The sequence below is a fragment of the Sphingomonas faeni genome (genome assembly GCF_040407505.1).
GTDB lineage: Bacteria > Pseudomonadota > Alphaproteobacteria > Sphingomonadales > Sphingomonadaceae > Sphingomonas > Sphingomonas faeni_E.
Genome location: NZ_JAPZPQ010000008.1, coordinates 1 through 13,982 on the forward strand (window position 1 = coordinate 1; position 13,982 = coordinate 13,982).

Consider the following 13,982-nt stretch of genomic DNA (forward strand, 5'->3'; position numbering starts at 1 on the left):
GTGTGGTGGGGCTGTTTTGTTGTTTGTGCGCGGGTGGTGGTGTGCGTGTTGTCCTGGGGGGGGGGGCCCCCCCCGGGGGGGGGGGCGCCCCCCCCCCCCCCCCCGCGGGGGGGGGGGGGGGGGGGGGCCCCCCCCCCCGCCAAGCAGGACACCGCCTGGAACAACCCCTCACCCCAGCCCTCTCCCCGGAGGGGAGAGGGAGCAGCGCGCACCTAGTCCTCGACGATCTGGCTGTTCGTCCGCGTGTCCTTCATGCGCAGATACACGACCAGCGACACCGCGATCATCGCCGTCACGTACCAGTAGAAGCCGCGTTCGAAGCCGGCGCCCTTGAACTTCAGCGCGACGAACTCGGCGGTCCCGCCGAACAGCGTGTTGGCCAGCGCATAGGGCAAGGCGACGCCCAGCGCGCGGATGTGTGCCGGGAACAGTTCCGCCTTCACGACCGCGTTGATCGACGTGTAGCCCGTCACGATCACCAGCGCCGCCATCACTAGCAACCCGGCGTAGATCGGGTTGGTCGCGGTCTCCAGCGCAGCGAAGATCGGATAGGTGAACAGCACGCCGGCAATGCCGAACCCGACCATCAGCGGCTTGCGCCCGATCTTGTCCGAAAGCCCGCCCGCGATCGGCTGCAACAGCATGAACACGAACAGCGTCGCGGCGTTGATCTGGCTTGCCACCTCGCGGCTGAACCCGCTGGTGTTGACCAGAAACTTCTGCATGTAGATCGAGTAGGCGTAGAAGGCGAGCGTACCGCCTGCGGTCAGCAGCATCACCGTGATCGTCTCGCGCGGATGCTTGGTGATCAGCTGGATGAAGCCCGACTTGGGCTTGCCGTCGCCCGCATCGGCCTTGGCATTCTCGAAGCTCTGCGTCTCGGCGAGGCCACGACGGATGTAGAACACGACCACGGCAAGCACCGCGCCGATCGCGAACGGAATGCGCCAGCCCCAGGAATCGAGCGCCGCCTCGCTCATCGTCGATTGCAGGATCAGCAGCACGCAGATCGCCAGCAACTGGCCCGAGATCAGCGTGACGTACTGGAACGACGAGAAGAAGCCGCGGCGGTTCTTGCCCGCCATCTCGGTGAGATACGTCGCCGACGCGCCGTATTCACCGCCGACCGACAGTCCCTGCATGAGCCGCGCGATCACCAGCATCGTCGGTGCGAAGACGCCGATCGTCTCATATCCCGGCGTGCAGGCGATGATGAGCGAGCCGGCACACATCAGCGTGACCGACACCGTCAGCCCCGCCTTGCGTCCGTGCCGATCGGCGTAGATCCCCATGATCCACGCGCCGATCGGCCGCATCAGGAAGCCGACCGCGAAGACCGCCGCCGTGCTGAGCAACTGCGCGGTGCGATCGGTGGACGGGAAGAAATGCGGTGCGAAATACAGCGTGAAGGCGGAATAGACGTACCAGTCGAACCATTCGACCAGGTTGCCGGTCGATCCACCGATGATCGCCTTGAGGCGCGTTTTCTGATCGGGTGCCATTACTTCGTCCCCTGCGGAGCTTGTGTCGGAAAGCCTCGCTTCTTGAGCAGCGCGTTCACGTCGGGATCACGCCCGCGGAACGCACGATACGCCTCGGCGCGATCGGTCTCGTTACCCGTCGACAACAGGATCTTGGCGAATCTGTTCGCGGTCGGCTTGTCCCACGGACTGCCCGCCTCCTCGAACGCCGCGAAAGTGTCGGCGTCCATCGTCTCGGACCAGAGGTAGCTGTAATAGCCCGCCGAATAGCTGTCCGACGCGAACAGGTGCTGGAACTGCGGCACGCGGTGACGCATCACCAGCTGCTTCGGCATGCCGATCTCGGCGAGCGTCGCGGCCTCGAACTTATCGGGGTCGATTACGCCGTCGGGCACGGTATGGATCTTCATGTCGACGATCGCCGACGACAGGTATTCCGCGGTCTTGAAGCCCTCGTTGAACTTGCTCGACTGCTCGATCTTGTCGAGCAACGCCTGCGGCATCGCCGCCTTGGTCTGGTAATGCCGCGCATATTTGTCGAGCACGTCGCGGGTCAGCAGCCAATGCTCGTTCACCTGGCTCGGATATTCCACGAAGTCGCGCGGCGTGCCGGCGAGCCCCGGATAATAGACGTTCTGGAGCATCGCGTGGATCGCATGGCCGAACTCGTGGAACAGCGTCTGCGCATCGTCGAGGCTGATCAGGATCGGCTCGCCAGGCGCGCCCTTGGCGAAATTGTTGTTGTTCGACGACAGCACGAGCTGCGCCGGTGCGAGGCCTCTTTGACCACGATACGTGTTCGCCCACGCACCCGATCGCTTGCCGGTCCGCGCGAAATCGTCGCGATAGAACAGCCCGACGTCCTTGCCGGTCTTGTCGGTCACGCTCCACACGCGCATGTTCGGCTCGAACACGGGCACGGTGCCGGTGATCTCCTTGAAATTCAGCCCGTACAGCCGGTTCGCCGCATACAGCGAACCCTGGATGATGTTGCCGAGCTCGAAATATGGCTTAAGCTGCGCCTGATCGAGGTCGTACCGGGCTTTCCGCACCTTCTCCTGGTAGAAGCGGTAATCCCACGGCTCGATCGTCAGCGAATTGCCGGCGACCTTCTGCATGTCCGCGACCTCCTCGGCCACGCGCGCCTTGGCGGCAGGCCAGACGCGCATCATCAGGTCCATCGCCGCGGCGGGGGTCTTGGCCATCGTGTCCTGCATGCGCCAGTCGGCATGCGTCTTGAACCCGAGCAGGTGTGCGCGGTCGGCACGCAGTTTCACGATCTGCGCGATCGTCGCGTTCGTGTCGTTCGCATCGCCATTGTCGCCGCGGTTGACGAACGCGCGCCAGACCTTCTCGCGAAGCGCCCGATCGGTGGCGTAGGTCAGCACGGGATCGACTGCCGACCGCGTATTGACGATCGCGAAGCCCGGCAGCTTCCGCTCGGTCGCAGCGGCCTTGGCCACCGCCTTCACGCTATCGGGCAAGCCGGCGAGCTGTGCCTCGTCGGTGACCGAGATCGCCTTGCTCTCATCCGCGAGCAGCTTTTCGCCAAACGTCGAGAACGCGGTCGCGAGCTGCTGGTTATACTGCGAAAGCTGCGTCTTCTGCGCGTCGGTCAGCTTGGCGCCCTGGCGTACATAGCTGTCGTAGATCCGCGTCACGAGCCGGATCTGCTGCGCGTTCAACCCACTCGAATTGCGGCCTGCGTAGATCGCCTGGATGCGCGCGAACAGCGGCTTGTCGAACGTGATCGCGTCCGATGCCGCGGAGAATTTGGGCGACCATTCGCGGTCGAGCTTCTGATAGGCCGGGGTGTTCATGTTGCCGGTCATCACGCCGAACAGCGTCATCACCTGGCCGTAGCGCTTGCCGGCCAGCTGCATCGGCACGATCGTGTTGGCGAAGGTCGGCTTGGCCGGATTGTCGGCGATCTTGCGGTATTCGGCGGTCCGTTCGGCGAGCGTCGTCTCGAACGCCTGCGGGAACAGCTCGGGGCGAACCTTGTCCCACGGCGGCACTCCGCCCAGCGGACCGGTCCAGTCGGCCAGCAAGGGGTTCGCGGCGGGTGTCGTGGACGTCGCACCAGTCTGCGCGACGATCGACGTAGACGCCATCAACGCAACGGCGCTGGCGGCGAGGTATAGAAACTGCACATGGATCTCCCGGTCAATGTACCGGGTAGCATAGTGATAAAGTTACGTAGCGGAAGGCGTACGCATTGATCAGCGCGTAGCGCCGGTCGTACGCGCCGTAAGATCAGTCGCCGGATCGATCGTCGCGAGGCTGGCTCGCAGCGACTTCCGCGGCTGCAATAAGCCTACGCCCCGTCTCAGCGGCGGCCTCCGGCGTGAAGGTGATCGCCAAGCCATCGAGGCCGTCCAGCGTCACCAGCCCATTCTCGGCGGCGGCGAAGCCTGCAATAGTTTCCGGCGTCATCATGGTCTCACTCCCCTGACCGTTGATCCTGCCAGGGGTCACGCGCCGGGTACCCGTCACTCGCCCCTGGAACCGTACAGATATTGTGGTTCGAATTCAGCAACGGCTGCAAGTGCTTTACGATCCAGGATATTTACTTCGCCGGCCTTGAACGTCAGCAGATTTTTCTCGCGCAGTGCTCTCAGCACGCGGTTGACGTGCACTCCGGTCAGCCCGCTCGCCTCGGCCAGATCGGGCTGAGTCATCGGCAGCATATAGCGTCCCTCCGCCGCCATCCCGACCATCTCCAGTCGCGCGTTCAGTTCGCAGAACAGATGCGCGACACGGCCTTCCGCGCCGAGCCGCCCCAGCCGAAAGATCCACTCGCGGTGCATCGCCGCATCGAGCAGCGTGCTGAACCACAGCTTCTGCGTCAGGTGCGGATAGCGCTCGGTGATCGACTGCAACGTACGATGTTCGAAGCACGCGATCTTCACCGGCCCGAGCGTGGCGATGTCGTGATCGAGCCGCTTCATCGGAAAAGCATGGAGATCGACGAAATCGCCCGGCACGTGCACTGCGACGAGCTGACGCTGGCCTTCGCGGTCGTCCATGTAGCGGCAGACGAACCCCTCGACCAACAGTGTGCTCGTCTCGATCAGGTCGCCGGCACGCACGATCTGCTTGCGCGCAGCGACATGCCGGACGGACTCGATGCCATCCTCCAGCACCTGCTTTTCTTCGCTGCTCAGCTCATGGCGGCCACGCCCCATGAGGAATTTTTCCGAGATCATCGACGCCCCTTCATCATCCGGCCTCGTACCGCCCTGCGCGGTAGAAGAACAGATCGGGATTCGTATTGATCAATATCAAAGGTTATGCCGGATGCGAAACATTGCCGCGGTTCGCGGGTTCCTCCCCGACCATGTATCAGCCAATCTTTCAGAACGACCACCCGCTCGCGCGCAAGTTCATCGAGACTGTGCAGGCGCCGCAATTCCCCTGCGTCGGTGCAAAATCGGCGCTTGCCAAGGGACAGATGGACATTCTCGTCGCCCGTGACGTGCGATCCGCTTGGGATGACATGAGAATTTCTCCGGCGCTCGGCGAGACCGTCCGCAAATACCGCGAGGATCGTGCGATCTTCCGGACACTCATCATATTGTTCGAAGCGCCTGCTTTGCTGTCGGAAGAAGAGTTCGAGGCACATCTTTGGGCCCGCGCTCAGTCACTCAGCGATAAGGACGAGTGGCTCGGCTACCGCCCCGATCCATCGGTGAGCAGCGATCCCGACGATCCGCATTTTTCGCTGAGCTTTGCAGGGGAAGCCTTCTTCGTCGTTGGCCTCCATCCCAATGCGAGCCGTCCTGCGCGCAAGTTCGAATCGCCGGCGATGGTGTTCAACCTGCACGACCAGTTCGAAGTGCTGCGCGACCAGCAGCGCTACGACAAGTTGCGCTCGTCGATCCTCGCGCGCGACCTCGAATATGCCGGTTCGATGAACCCGATGCTGGCGCGCCACGGCGAATCGAGCGAAGCGCGACAATATAGCGGGCGCGTCGTCGACGAATCCTGGAAATGCCCTTTCAAGCGAGGCGAAGCACGTGGCTGACATCAAGACGATCCCGCCGCGTTCGGGGGCCGGTTTCACGCTCGACAAGGGCCAGACGCTCACCGTGATCGATCCTGAGGGTCGTCAGGTATCGGACTTGCTCGCCTATAACCGCGCAGACGTACGAGAGGCGATCTCGTCGGGACGGACGCTGGATTATGCGAGCCGGTTGTACCTGACGACCGGCGATCTGCTCTATTCGAATCGCAGCAACGTGATGCTGGAGATCGTTGCCGACGATGTCGGACGGCATGATTTTCTTCTGACGCCGTGTTCGAAAGAAACCTTCGCGATCATCTATGGCGATACCGATCCGCATCGCGGCTGCTTCGGCAACCTCGCCGAGGCGCTCGCGCCGTGGGACATCGAGCCGGACCAGATTCCGGTGGCGTTCAACTGCTTCATGAACGTGCCGATCAATGGCGAGACGGGCACGTTCACGGTCGAACCGCCGCTGAGCAAGGCTGGCGACACGATTGTCTTCCGGGCTGCGATGGACCTCGTCATCGGCATGACCGCGTGTTCGGCGCTGCAATCCAACGGCGGCAGCTTCAAGCCGATCCAGTACCGGATCGACTGAGCGCTCAACGGCGCTGATAGAAGATGTGCGACTCGACGGTCGCCACCTTGACGAGCGAACTGCGCCAGTACGGTACCAGCCAGTCGGTGTGGTAATGGGTTGCGCGGCCGACCGGCCTAAAGACATAGCCGTTCATCGCCCGCCGTGCCGCATGTCGCGCCTCCTCCCAGCCCTCGTGTTCGGGGCGTCGTGTCTGCGAGCCGTCGCAGGTGAAGGAGAACTGGCACCCCGTCTTGCGGTTCGCACCTTGATAGACGACCCCGCAGACCGTCTTGGGGAAGCCCCGCGCGTCGACCCGGTTGAGCACGACCTGGATGACCGCGCGCTGTCCATCACGGTCGGCGCCAGCCTCATAGAGCGCGACGGTGGCAAGGCATTCGGTCGCCTGGAGGCGCGCCGCAGAACCGCCGCGAAACCGGAACGGCTCCGCGCGCTTGCGTTTGTCGGCAACGATCGGGACCAGCGCGTTGGAAGCACGCGCCTGCGCCATCGTCAGCCGGGGCTTGCGGTGATCCGTGGTGGTTTCGGTCGGCCAGGGCAGATCGGTCAGCGACCCGAAAATCGCCGCGAACGCGACGACTGCGCCGAGCAGGAGAAGCCAATGCTCGGACGATGGCCTCAGCCCCGATCTATTGCGCCGCCGCGATGAGACATATCGGGCCGGTCGCTTCGCCATCCCGCGTCCTTACCGGCGAAATTTTCGCAAGGAAACGATCACTGTGCCACTCGTCCCGAAGGCGAGGGGTGATCGTCGGAAAGAGATGGTGCCCCTGGCCGGAATCGAACCAGCATGCCTTGCGGCAACCGATTTTGAGTCGGTCGCGTCTACCAATTTCGCCACAGGGGCAGCGGCGGGTTGGCTAGACGAAGCTTTCGTCCGCCGCAAGCCGTCTTGACGCGGAATTGTGGCCGTTCAGTTTCTCGGCGGCTGGCGACGGTAGCTGAGCGCTTCGGCGATGTGGATACGACCGACGGTATCGCTGCCCGCGAGATCGGCGATGGTGCGGGCGACGCGGAGGATGCGCGTGTAGCCGCGAGCGGTCAGGCGCATCGCTTCGGCGGCTTGGGCGAGGAGCTTGCGGCCGGGTTCGTCGGGCGTGGCGACGGCGTCGAGCAGTGCACCATCCGCCTCCGCGTTCGTGCGAACCGGGTGGTCGCGGTAGCGCTCGGTCTGGATCGCGCGGGCCGCGGCAACGCGCGCGCAAACCTCCGCCGATCCTTCGGTCGGCGACGGGAGGATCAGGTCGGCGGCGCTGACCGCCTGGACGTCGATGTGCAGGTCGATTCGGTCGAGTAGCGGACCCGACACCTTCGCTTGATAATCCGCGGCGCATTTCGGGGCTCTCGCGCAGGCCAGACTCGCGTCGCCGAGGTGGCCGCACCGGCACGGGTTCATCGCGGCGATCAACTGTACGCGCGCAGGAAAGGTAACGTGCGCATTGGCCCGCGCGACGCTGACCGTACCCGTCTCCAGCGGTTGGCGCAGCGAATCGAGGACGGCGCGCTGGAACTCCGGGAGTTCGTCGAGGAAAAGTACACCGAGATGCGCGAGGCTGACCTCCCCCGGCTTTACCTTCAGCCCGCCTGTGGAAAGCTTCCCTTTCGTTGCACCAAGCGACAGTCACGGCTGATCAATGACGCACATTCCGCTGCACTATACCGCACGTTTCGTTGCACTGCGTCAGCCTTGCGCTCCGGCGGCTTACGTTAGATGTTCCGCAACATGCCAATCCATGCCGCCGATTCCGAAGATCTAGGTGCTATCTTAGCCTCAAACTCTGGGGTGGACGGCGCAGAGTTAACCGACACCGAGATCGCAACTGCGGTGATTCGCAGGGGCATCATCGAGCCGCTTGTAGCACGTGACCGATGCTCGGTCGCGGACGTCAGCGACGCGGCTAAGCAGATCGGTTGCTCTACAAGGACTGTCTGGACCATCATAAAGCGGTATCGCAGCACCCGACGGCTTCGCGACCTTTTGCCTCCAAAGAGACGAGGCACCCGCGGACGAAGTTTTCTCGATCCGAAGGTCGAAGCGATCATCGTTCGGGTGTTTGAGACACATCATCTCAGCCGTATGCGGCCGACCATTGTTCAAACTGTGCGCGAAATTCGACGTATTTGTACGTTGGAAGGTTTAAAGCTTCCAAGCACCGACTCAATTCGCCGACGGCTTGCCCGCATTCCAGAAATTGAAATAGTCGCAGCACGAGAGGGCAGAAAGAAGGCTGGCGAGCGGTTCCGTCCGGTGTCGGGCGCAACACCTGTCACAAACGCTCCGCTTCAACGGGTTCAAATTGATCACACGAAGGTTGATCTCATTGTCGTCGACGAAAAGAACAGACTCCCTCTTCAAAGACCGTTCATCACGATCGCCCTCGACGAGTTTTCTAGATCCGTCCTAGGATTCCACCTATCGCTTGAAGCCCCTTCGGCAACGTCCGTCGGATTGTGTCTAGTCCATTCCATCCTACCCAAGGACGATTGGTCAGGTAAGATTGGTTTGCAGTTTCCATGGCCAATGTACGGTAGGCCAGACGAAATTTATGTCGATAACGGTTCCGACTTTCACTCAGAAGCTGTTCAGCGCGGATGCGACGCCTGGGGCATGCAAATCAATTTCAGGCCTGGAGGCATGCCACACTTTGGGGGTATTATTGAGAGAATGATGAGGACAGCGATGTCGTCAGTTAAGACATTGCCTGGGGCAACCGGTTCATCGATCATCGAGCGAGGAGACAGGGATCCAGATCGAGATGCAGCGATGACGCTCCCCGAGCTGGAGTTAATGTTCGCTACCTTTTTTGCGGGCCAATATCATTGCACGCCTCACAAGCACCATGGCCTGACTCCGAATACCAAGTGGATGCAGGGTATATTCGGTGACAAGAGTGAGCGCGGACGGGGTGTCCCGACAGAAATTCAGGACCCCCAACGATTACTCATCGATTTTTTGCCAATGGAACGCCGAAGGCTTACGCAAAGAGGTATTCGGTGGGGCGGCGTCCATTATATGGACGATATTTTGCGCCGCTACCTAATGGATGGAAAACACCGGGATTTTTTGGTCAGGCGTGACCCGCGCGACGTTTCAGCGATCTGGTTGTTAGCCCCAGACGAGAACCGTTATTACCGCATCGGAACGAAAGAAATCTCGCGGCCTTCATTGTCATTGTGGGAACTTGAGGCCGGCCGCAGAGCAATACGGGCGGAGGGACGAGCGGACTATGACGAAACGGCATTGTTCGCAGCAGTAGAAGCCCAGCGCCAGATCGCGAACACAGCGGCAGGCAATAAATCACAAGCGCGACGTTCTCGACTTGCCGTAGAACGGAGAGCGCGGAACGATGCGGGCAACTCGAACGCTCCCAGTGACACGATGCTCCCCCAGTCGCCTCTTCCACAGGCTCCTTGGAGATATACGGAAGCTGCAGCGCCAGACGAAGATGACGTTTTCGAGATACTCGAGTGAACGCTCCTCTGCGCCGCCTCACACCAAAAATTCACGCTATAATTGGGGCATCTCCGGAAGTCAGGCTGGAAGCGCTGAAGGCTCAACCCTTCGTCGCCTATGGCACCGCCAAACGCATTTCAGATCGGTTAGAAGAATTATTAATAAGCAAAAGGTCGCACCGTCCCGCGAGTATTCTTATCTCGGGACCCACTAACAACGGCAAGACAATGCTCGTTAATCGTTTTATCGGGCTACATCCCCCCGACGACGACCCCTCTGCCGAGGCCATCACCGCAAAAGTATTATATGTTCAAATGCCGCCGACACCTGATCCTCGACAGTTCTACACCTCTATCCTAGATCGTCTAAACGCACCAGTCCGTAGAACGGCTATTTTGAGCCAACTACAGAGCCAAGCACTACGTTTAGTTGAAGCGGTGGGTTTAAAGGTCCTAGTTATTGATGAATTACATAATATCCATTCCGGTCGAGTTGAACAGCAACGCGCATTCTTAAATGTACTTCGTTACGTCTCGAATGAAAAGCAAATACACCTCGTTGGCTGCGGCCTCATAACTGCGGTTCGCGCACTGCAATCAGACGAGCAGCTTGCAAACCGTTTTGAGCATTGGCCGCTTCCTAAATGGACCTCAGAGAACGGAACTCGAGCTCTACTGAACACTTTAGAGTCGACTTTACCGCTACAACACGCGTCTGAACTGTCACAACCCGATATTATGAGCCGGGTGCTTGCCTTGTCTGGAGGAACGATAGGGGAGATTGTCCGCCTGGTTAATGCAGCGGCTGCAGAAGCGATACAGAACGGAGCCGAGCGGATCGATGCCTCCGTTATCGACGGATTGCGCTGGATTCCGCCAGGGGATCGCCGACGGGCGGCCGAGCTTTCGTTGGGGTATCGAGATTAACTATTGAAACCGCTTTTGCCATGGCGGCCCAAACCACAAGTCGACGAATTATTATCGTCATGGCTGTTACGTGTTGCCCACGGTAACTCTCCAAAATTGCAGACTTTTTCTCACTTGATTTGGCCAGGAAGACAGCTTTGGAACCGAGATCTCGATGCAATGGCACCGCGCGATGTCGTAAATGACTTAGCCAGACTAACTGGAACAGGCGAAAATGAAGCCTGGGCTACGACCCTCTATTCACTAGAGGGCATCTTATATGAACGCATTCGAATAACTAATGCTTCTCGTTGGATTTTGCCTCTCGGAATTTATCACCGAACTCGGCGCCGAGGAGGTCAGCAATGGTGCGCAATTTGCCTCAGCACTGATAGACAGGCGTATTACCGGAAAAATTGGCGCCTCGCCATAGTAAGCACGTGTTCAAAACATGGAATTGTGCTTGCCGACCGCTGCATCGACTGCGGTTCTCCTGCAGTGCCTCACCAAGGACTTGATCCGTGTTGCCACGTTTGCGGAAGTGATCGACGCTCTTACCCTCACGTGATCGCGGACTCAAAAGCGCTTCAACTCGAACATAACTTTCGTGAAATTCTTGCCGGTCGCGCCCACCCGCCCGAAGCATTCAGTAATATCTACCCACTTGCCTTCTTCAACCTAGTTCGACAGATCCTCTCGATTGTGACTGCCAACCCTCGAGCTCAGCGGTTGAGAGAAACCGTATGCAGACACAATGGCGGGGATCCCAGTGAGCCAACTTTTGAAGGTATTATCTCGGCTCCGGAGTTTTTGTCAAGTAGCGAAAGGCATAGGATGATGGCAATTGTTGCGCAGTTACTGGATGGTTGGCCGTACAAGTTCGTCGCACTCTGCGCGGAAGCAGGCATGTGGCGTTCCTGGGCCCTTCGAGGAGATCGGAGTTCAATCCCGTTTGAGTATACAACGGTGGTGGACAGGTATCTACACGGAACCTGATTCAGCCATCGTTCTGTACTTATCGACAGTCTTTTAGAGGGCCGTCGCCAGCAGAAGGAGGAGTCGTGTCGTCAGCCTTCAGATGGCAGACGGCATAGAGAACGTCGTCGTGATCGGGCTGGTCAGTGCATCGCAGCCTTGCCGCTTCTGCACCCTCGCATTGATAGATTACGGCGTTATCGACACTCGCCACCCATACCGGACTATTTCCATCAAAACCAGCAAGCCACGCATGTTGCTCGTCTGACCGTGTGCGCGCGAGAACCCATTGTGCGTCATTCATGGTGCTCATCCTTCGGGGGGGGCGGCCGAACAGGCGGGACCGAAAGCTGCCATCGGTTTATCGTTCTTCGCGCCGCGTTGGAAAGACCTGGCGACATACCGTCATTCGTTCAGCGCCGAACGGACGCGCAGCCGCAGCACGCTATAGATTTGCCTGCTCGTCGACTGGCAGCTCTGCGTCCGGACCATAATAGAGCTTGGCGCAGTCGTCGCGAAGGCAGCCTCCCTCAATGACGATATCGTCGCGGTAGGCGTCGCCGATGAACGTCAGCGTGTCGACGTGCTGTGCTTCGAAATACATCTCGTGGACATCATCGCGGCCCGCCCCGTAAACAACGCGCCCGACCTTCGACCAGATCGACGCCATCGTGCACATGCCGCAGGGCTGCAGCGTGGAGTAGAGCGTCGCACCGCGCAGCTCCAATTCCCCGGTGCTTTCACACGCCCGTCTGATCGCCATCATCTCGGCATGCGCGGTTGCGTCCGGCAATTCCTTGGTCTGATTGCGCTCGCCCGCGATAACCTTGCCATCGAGTACGATCACGCACCCCAGCGGTGAGGTCGAGGGGTCGGAACCCTTCGATCGGGCGATTGCGATCGCTTCGTGCATCCAGCGTTCGTCCTCTTGCGTCATCGTCTTGGCTCCCTGTCACCGTCTTACAACACGCAGCGGACACAATGGATCGTTCGGCGCGGTCATTTTCGAATGCCAAGGATAGCCGAATGCTACCGTTCCTTGCTGCGTGTTGGGAAGACAGGCCCCCGGACGGTCATTTTGGCAGGGTCGTAGGGTTTCTGCAGGCCAACGATATCGTCGTAGGTTCCACGCAGCCAGGTATCGATGTCGGCAGGGTCCAGAATCGTGATCAGGGACGGAACCGGCTGTGCCGCACAGTCGCTGCTCACGTATCATAAACTGGTCATGGATCAGGCGCGCCGTATCCTGGCGTCGCCATAGAAACCGTCGAAGCAGCCTCCCATCTACCGCCTCATGACCAATAGCATTCTTCATCTCGGGCTGATGGAAGACGCGGAGATCGAGCTCGATCTGGCCGCCCTCGAACTTGCAGCGCTCGATCATCCCGGTATCGATCTCGATGAATATCTCGACGAGCTCACGGACATAGAAATAGCCCTCCGCGCCGCTGACGGCGACGCAGTGGGCAGCGCTGCTCAGGCCCAGGCCCTGAGCAGCGTGATGGTGGAAGAATTCGGGTTCTCCGGCGACCGCGTACACTATGACGATCCGCAGAATGCGGACCTGATCGCGGTTGTCGATCGTCGGCTTGGCCTGCCGATCAGTCTCTCGATCCTCTATGTGGCGATGGCACGACGTCTCGGATGGTCGGCGATGCCGCTCAATACCCCCGGCCACGTCCTGGTCCGCCTCGGCGACGCATCGGATGCGCTGATCATCGATCCTTTCAACGATGGTCGCATCGTCGCCCCTGCACAGGTGCAAGCCTTGTTAGAGCAGATGTCGGGTCAGGCCCGGTTTTCCGACGGGATGCTTCCCCTGTCGAACCGATCGGCGCTCGTTCGACTGTTGCTCAACCAGGCAACCCGTGCCGAGCAGGCTGGCGACTCTGCGCGCGCGCTGGTCCTGTACGACCGCATGACGATCGTGGCACCCACACACGCCCATGGTTGGTGGGAGCGAGCCAGACTTCAGCTGGTCGCAGGCGATGTGGCCGGCGCCCGCAGCAGTCTCAGCGCGATGCTGGAAATTACCCGGGACGACGATCTGCGCCTGCAGGTATCCGCAGCGCTCGATGCCCTTCCCCGGCCAACGCCGTCTTGAACGTTGCGGTGGATTGGCTCGCCGTGACGCCTTATCCCAAGCGCATCCACCGTCGCTCATGCCACGCCCGGGATTGAACAATGTCTCCAAACCGCCAGAACCGGGTTTCCCGCGTGTGGGGACCTGCACGAACGAGGGTCCAACACTCGCCAGTTGGCAACTCGACGATGCGGTGAATGTGCGTGGCATCGACATGGTAGGTTTCGCCGGGAAGCCGGTGAACAAGCCCGCTGTGCCAACCACCGCCCGGATCCAGGTTGAACACCTCTTCGACATAGCCGCCATCGAGGATCTCGGTGTCGAAGCTCCAGGGGTGATCATGCGGGGTCGCATGCGGCTCTTCCATCTTGAACCGGTGCAGTGCGCGTCCGTCATCCAGATGGTATTTGGTAAAAGCCCGTGACATTCGCTCAACGCTGACGATCCGCGTGCCGTCGGGAACGCGAGCAATGGCTG

General features: G+C 60.4%; 13 protein-coding genes, 1 tRNA gene and 1 pseudogene. 7 read left to right on the forward strand and 8 right to left on the reverse strand.

Annotated elements, in window-relative coordinates; genetic code table 11:
* Positions 1-212: 212 nt before the first annotated feature.
* From O6X71_RS18315 to O6X71_RS18330, 4 genes are all read right to left on the reverse strand, one after another.
* Complete coding sequence (locus tag O6X71_RS18315) at positions 213-1,502, reverse strand: MFS transporter (RefSeq protein ID WP_107952251.1); 1,290 nt, start codon at positions 1,500-1,502, stop codon at positions 213-215.
* Positions 1,502-3,634 carry a M3 family metallopeptidase gene (locus O6X71_RS18320; protein ID WP_353467155.1) on the reverse strand — a complete coding sequence of 711 codons (2,133 nt, stop codon included), beginning with the start codon at positions 3,632-3,634 and terminating at the stop codon, positions 1,502-1,504. The genes O6X71_RS18315 and O6X71_RS18320 overlap by 1 nt, the downstream gene beginning before the upstream one ends.
* Positions 3,635-3,737: 103 nt before the next feature.
* Positions 3,738-3,920: a hypothetical protein gene (locus tag O6X71_RS18325; protein WP_353467156.1), complete on the reverse strand. Its 183-nt coding sequence runs from the start codon at positions 3,918-3,920 to the stop codon at positions 3,738-3,740.
* A gap of 53 nt (positions 3,921-3,973) precedes the next feature.
* A complete protein-coding gene (locus O6X71_RS18330; RefSeq protein WP_353467157.1) occupies positions 3,974-4,690 on the reverse strand; it encodes a Crp/Fnr family transcriptional regulator in 717 nt (238 codons plus the stop codon).
* Positions 4,691-4,821: 131 nt separating this feature from the next.
* On the opposite strand from O6X71_RS18330, the gene gntA reads away from it, so the two are divergent.
* A complete protein-coding gene (gene gntA, locus O6X71_RS18335) occupies positions 4,822-5,508 on the forward strand; it encodes a guanitoxin biosynthesis heme-dependent pre-guanitoxin N-hydroxylase GntA (protein WP_056051135.1) in 687 nt (228 codons plus the stop codon).
* Positions 5,501-6,088 carry a DUF1989 domain-containing protein gene (locus O6X71_RS18340; RefSeq protein WP_176498659.1) on the forward strand — a complete coding sequence of 196 codons (588 nt, stop codon included), beginning with the start codon at positions 5,501-5,503 and terminating at the stop codon, positions 6,086-6,088. The genes gntA and O6X71_RS18340 overlap by 8 nt, the downstream gene beginning before the upstream one ends.
* Positions 6,089-6,092: 4 nt before the next feature.
* Here O6X71_RS18340 and O6X71_RS18345 read toward each other — a convergent pair whose 3' ends face one another.
* The 3 genes and pseudogenes from O6X71_RS18345 to O6X71_RS18355 form a co-directional block, all read right to left on the reverse strand.
* Entirely contained in the window at positions 6,093-6,764 is a 672-nt protein-coding gene (locus O6X71_RS18345) for a cell wall hydrolase (RefSeq protein ID WP_353467158.1), read from the reverse strand.
* An 86-nt stretch (positions 6,765-6,850) separates the two neighbouring features.
* A tRNA-Leu gene (locus O6X71_RS18350) sits at positions 6,851-6,935 on the reverse strand.
* 66 nt (positions 6,936-7,001) lie between these two features.
* Positions 7,002-7,682, reverse strand: a pseudogene (locus O6X71_RS18355) (ATP-binding protein); the annotation flags it as partial.
* 117 nt (positions 7,683-7,799) lie between these two features.
* Between O6X71_RS18355 and O6X71_RS18360 the strand changes: the two are divergent.
* The 3 genes from O6X71_RS18360 to O6X71_RS18370 are packed head-to-tail and all read left to right on the forward strand — an operon-like array spanning position 7,800 to position 11,443.
* Complete coding sequence (locus O6X71_RS18360; protein ID WP_082463427.1) at positions 7,800-9,560, forward strand: Mu transposase C-terminal domain-containing protein; 1,761 nt, start codon at positions 7,800-7,802, stop codon at positions 9,558-9,560.
* Positions 9,557-10,468 (forward strand): TniB family NTP-binding protein, encoded by a 912-nt coding sequence (locus tag O6X71_RS18365; protein ID WP_147079688.1) that lies wholly within the window; start codon positions 9,557-9,559, stop codon positions 10,466-10,468. The genes O6X71_RS18360 and O6X71_RS18365 overlap by 4 nt, the downstream gene beginning before the upstream one ends.
* 15 nt (positions 10,469-10,483) lie before the next feature.
* Positions 10,484-11,443, forward strand: a complete 960-nt coding sequence (locus O6X71_RS18370; protein ID WP_353467228.1) for a TniQ family protein — start codon at positions 10,484-10,486, stop codon at positions 11,441-11,443.
* A gap of 424 nt (positions 11,444-11,867) precedes the next feature.
* On the opposite strand, the gene O6X71_RS18375 is transcribed toward O6X71_RS18370, so the two are convergent.
* A complete protein-coding gene (locus O6X71_RS18375) occupies positions 11,868-12,359 on the reverse strand; it encodes a nucleoside deaminase (protein WP_055879861.1) in 492 nt (163 codons plus the stop codon).
* Between the two features lie 387 nt (positions 12,360-12,746).
* Between O6X71_RS18375 and O6X71_RS18380 the strand changes: the two genes are divergently transcribed.
* Both O6X71_RS18380 and O6X71_RS18385 read left to right on the forward strand, forming a co-directional pair.
* Positions 12,747-13,526, forward strand: coding sequence for a SirB1 family protein (locus tag O6X71_RS18380; RefSeq protein WP_353467159.1), 780 nt, complete (start codon positions 12,747-12,749; stop codon positions 13,524-13,526).
* Positions 13,527-13,704: 178 nt separating this feature from the next.
* The gene (locus tag O6X71_RS18385) at positions 13,705-13,929 is read left to right on the forward strand and encodes a hypothetical protein (protein ID WP_353467160.1); all 225 of its coding nucleotides are present in this window, start codon (positions 13,705-13,707) and stop codon (positions 13,927-13,929) included.
* Positions 13,930-13,982 lie beyond the last annotated feature (53 nt).

Coding starts and splice junctions, on each gene's coding strand:
- O6X71_RS18375 (WP_055879861.1), bottom strand. CDS start 12,359: ATGACGCAAGAGGACGAACGCTGGATGCACGAAGCGATCGCAATCGCC.
- O6X71_RS18315 (WP_107952251.1), bottom strand. CDS start 1,502: ATGGCACCCGATCAGAAAACGCGCCTCAAGGCGATCATCGGTGGATCG.
- O6X71_RS18345 (WP_353467158.1), bottom strand. CDS start 6,764: ATGGCGAAGCGACCGGCCCGATATGTCTCATCGCGGCGGCGCAATAGA.
- O6X71_RS18380 (WP_353467159.1), top strand. CDS start 12,747: ATGGAAGACGCGGAGATCGAGCTCGATCTGGCCGCCCTCGAACTTGCA.
- O6X71_RS18325 (WP_353467156.1), bottom strand. CDS start 3,920: ATGATGACGCCGGAAACTATTGCAGGCTTCGCCGCCGCCGAGAATGGG.
- O6X71_RS18330 (WP_353467157.1), bottom strand. CDS start 4,690: ATGATCTCGGAAAAATTCCTCATGGGGCGTGGCCGCCATGAGCTGAGC.
- O6X71_RS18360 (WP_082463427.1), top strand. CDS start 7,800: ATGTTCCGCAACATGCCAATCCATGCCGCCGATTCCGAAGATCTAGGT.
- gntA (WP_056051135.1), top strand. CDS start 4,822: ATGTATCAGCCAATCTTTCAGAACGACCACCCGCTCGCGCGCAAGTTC.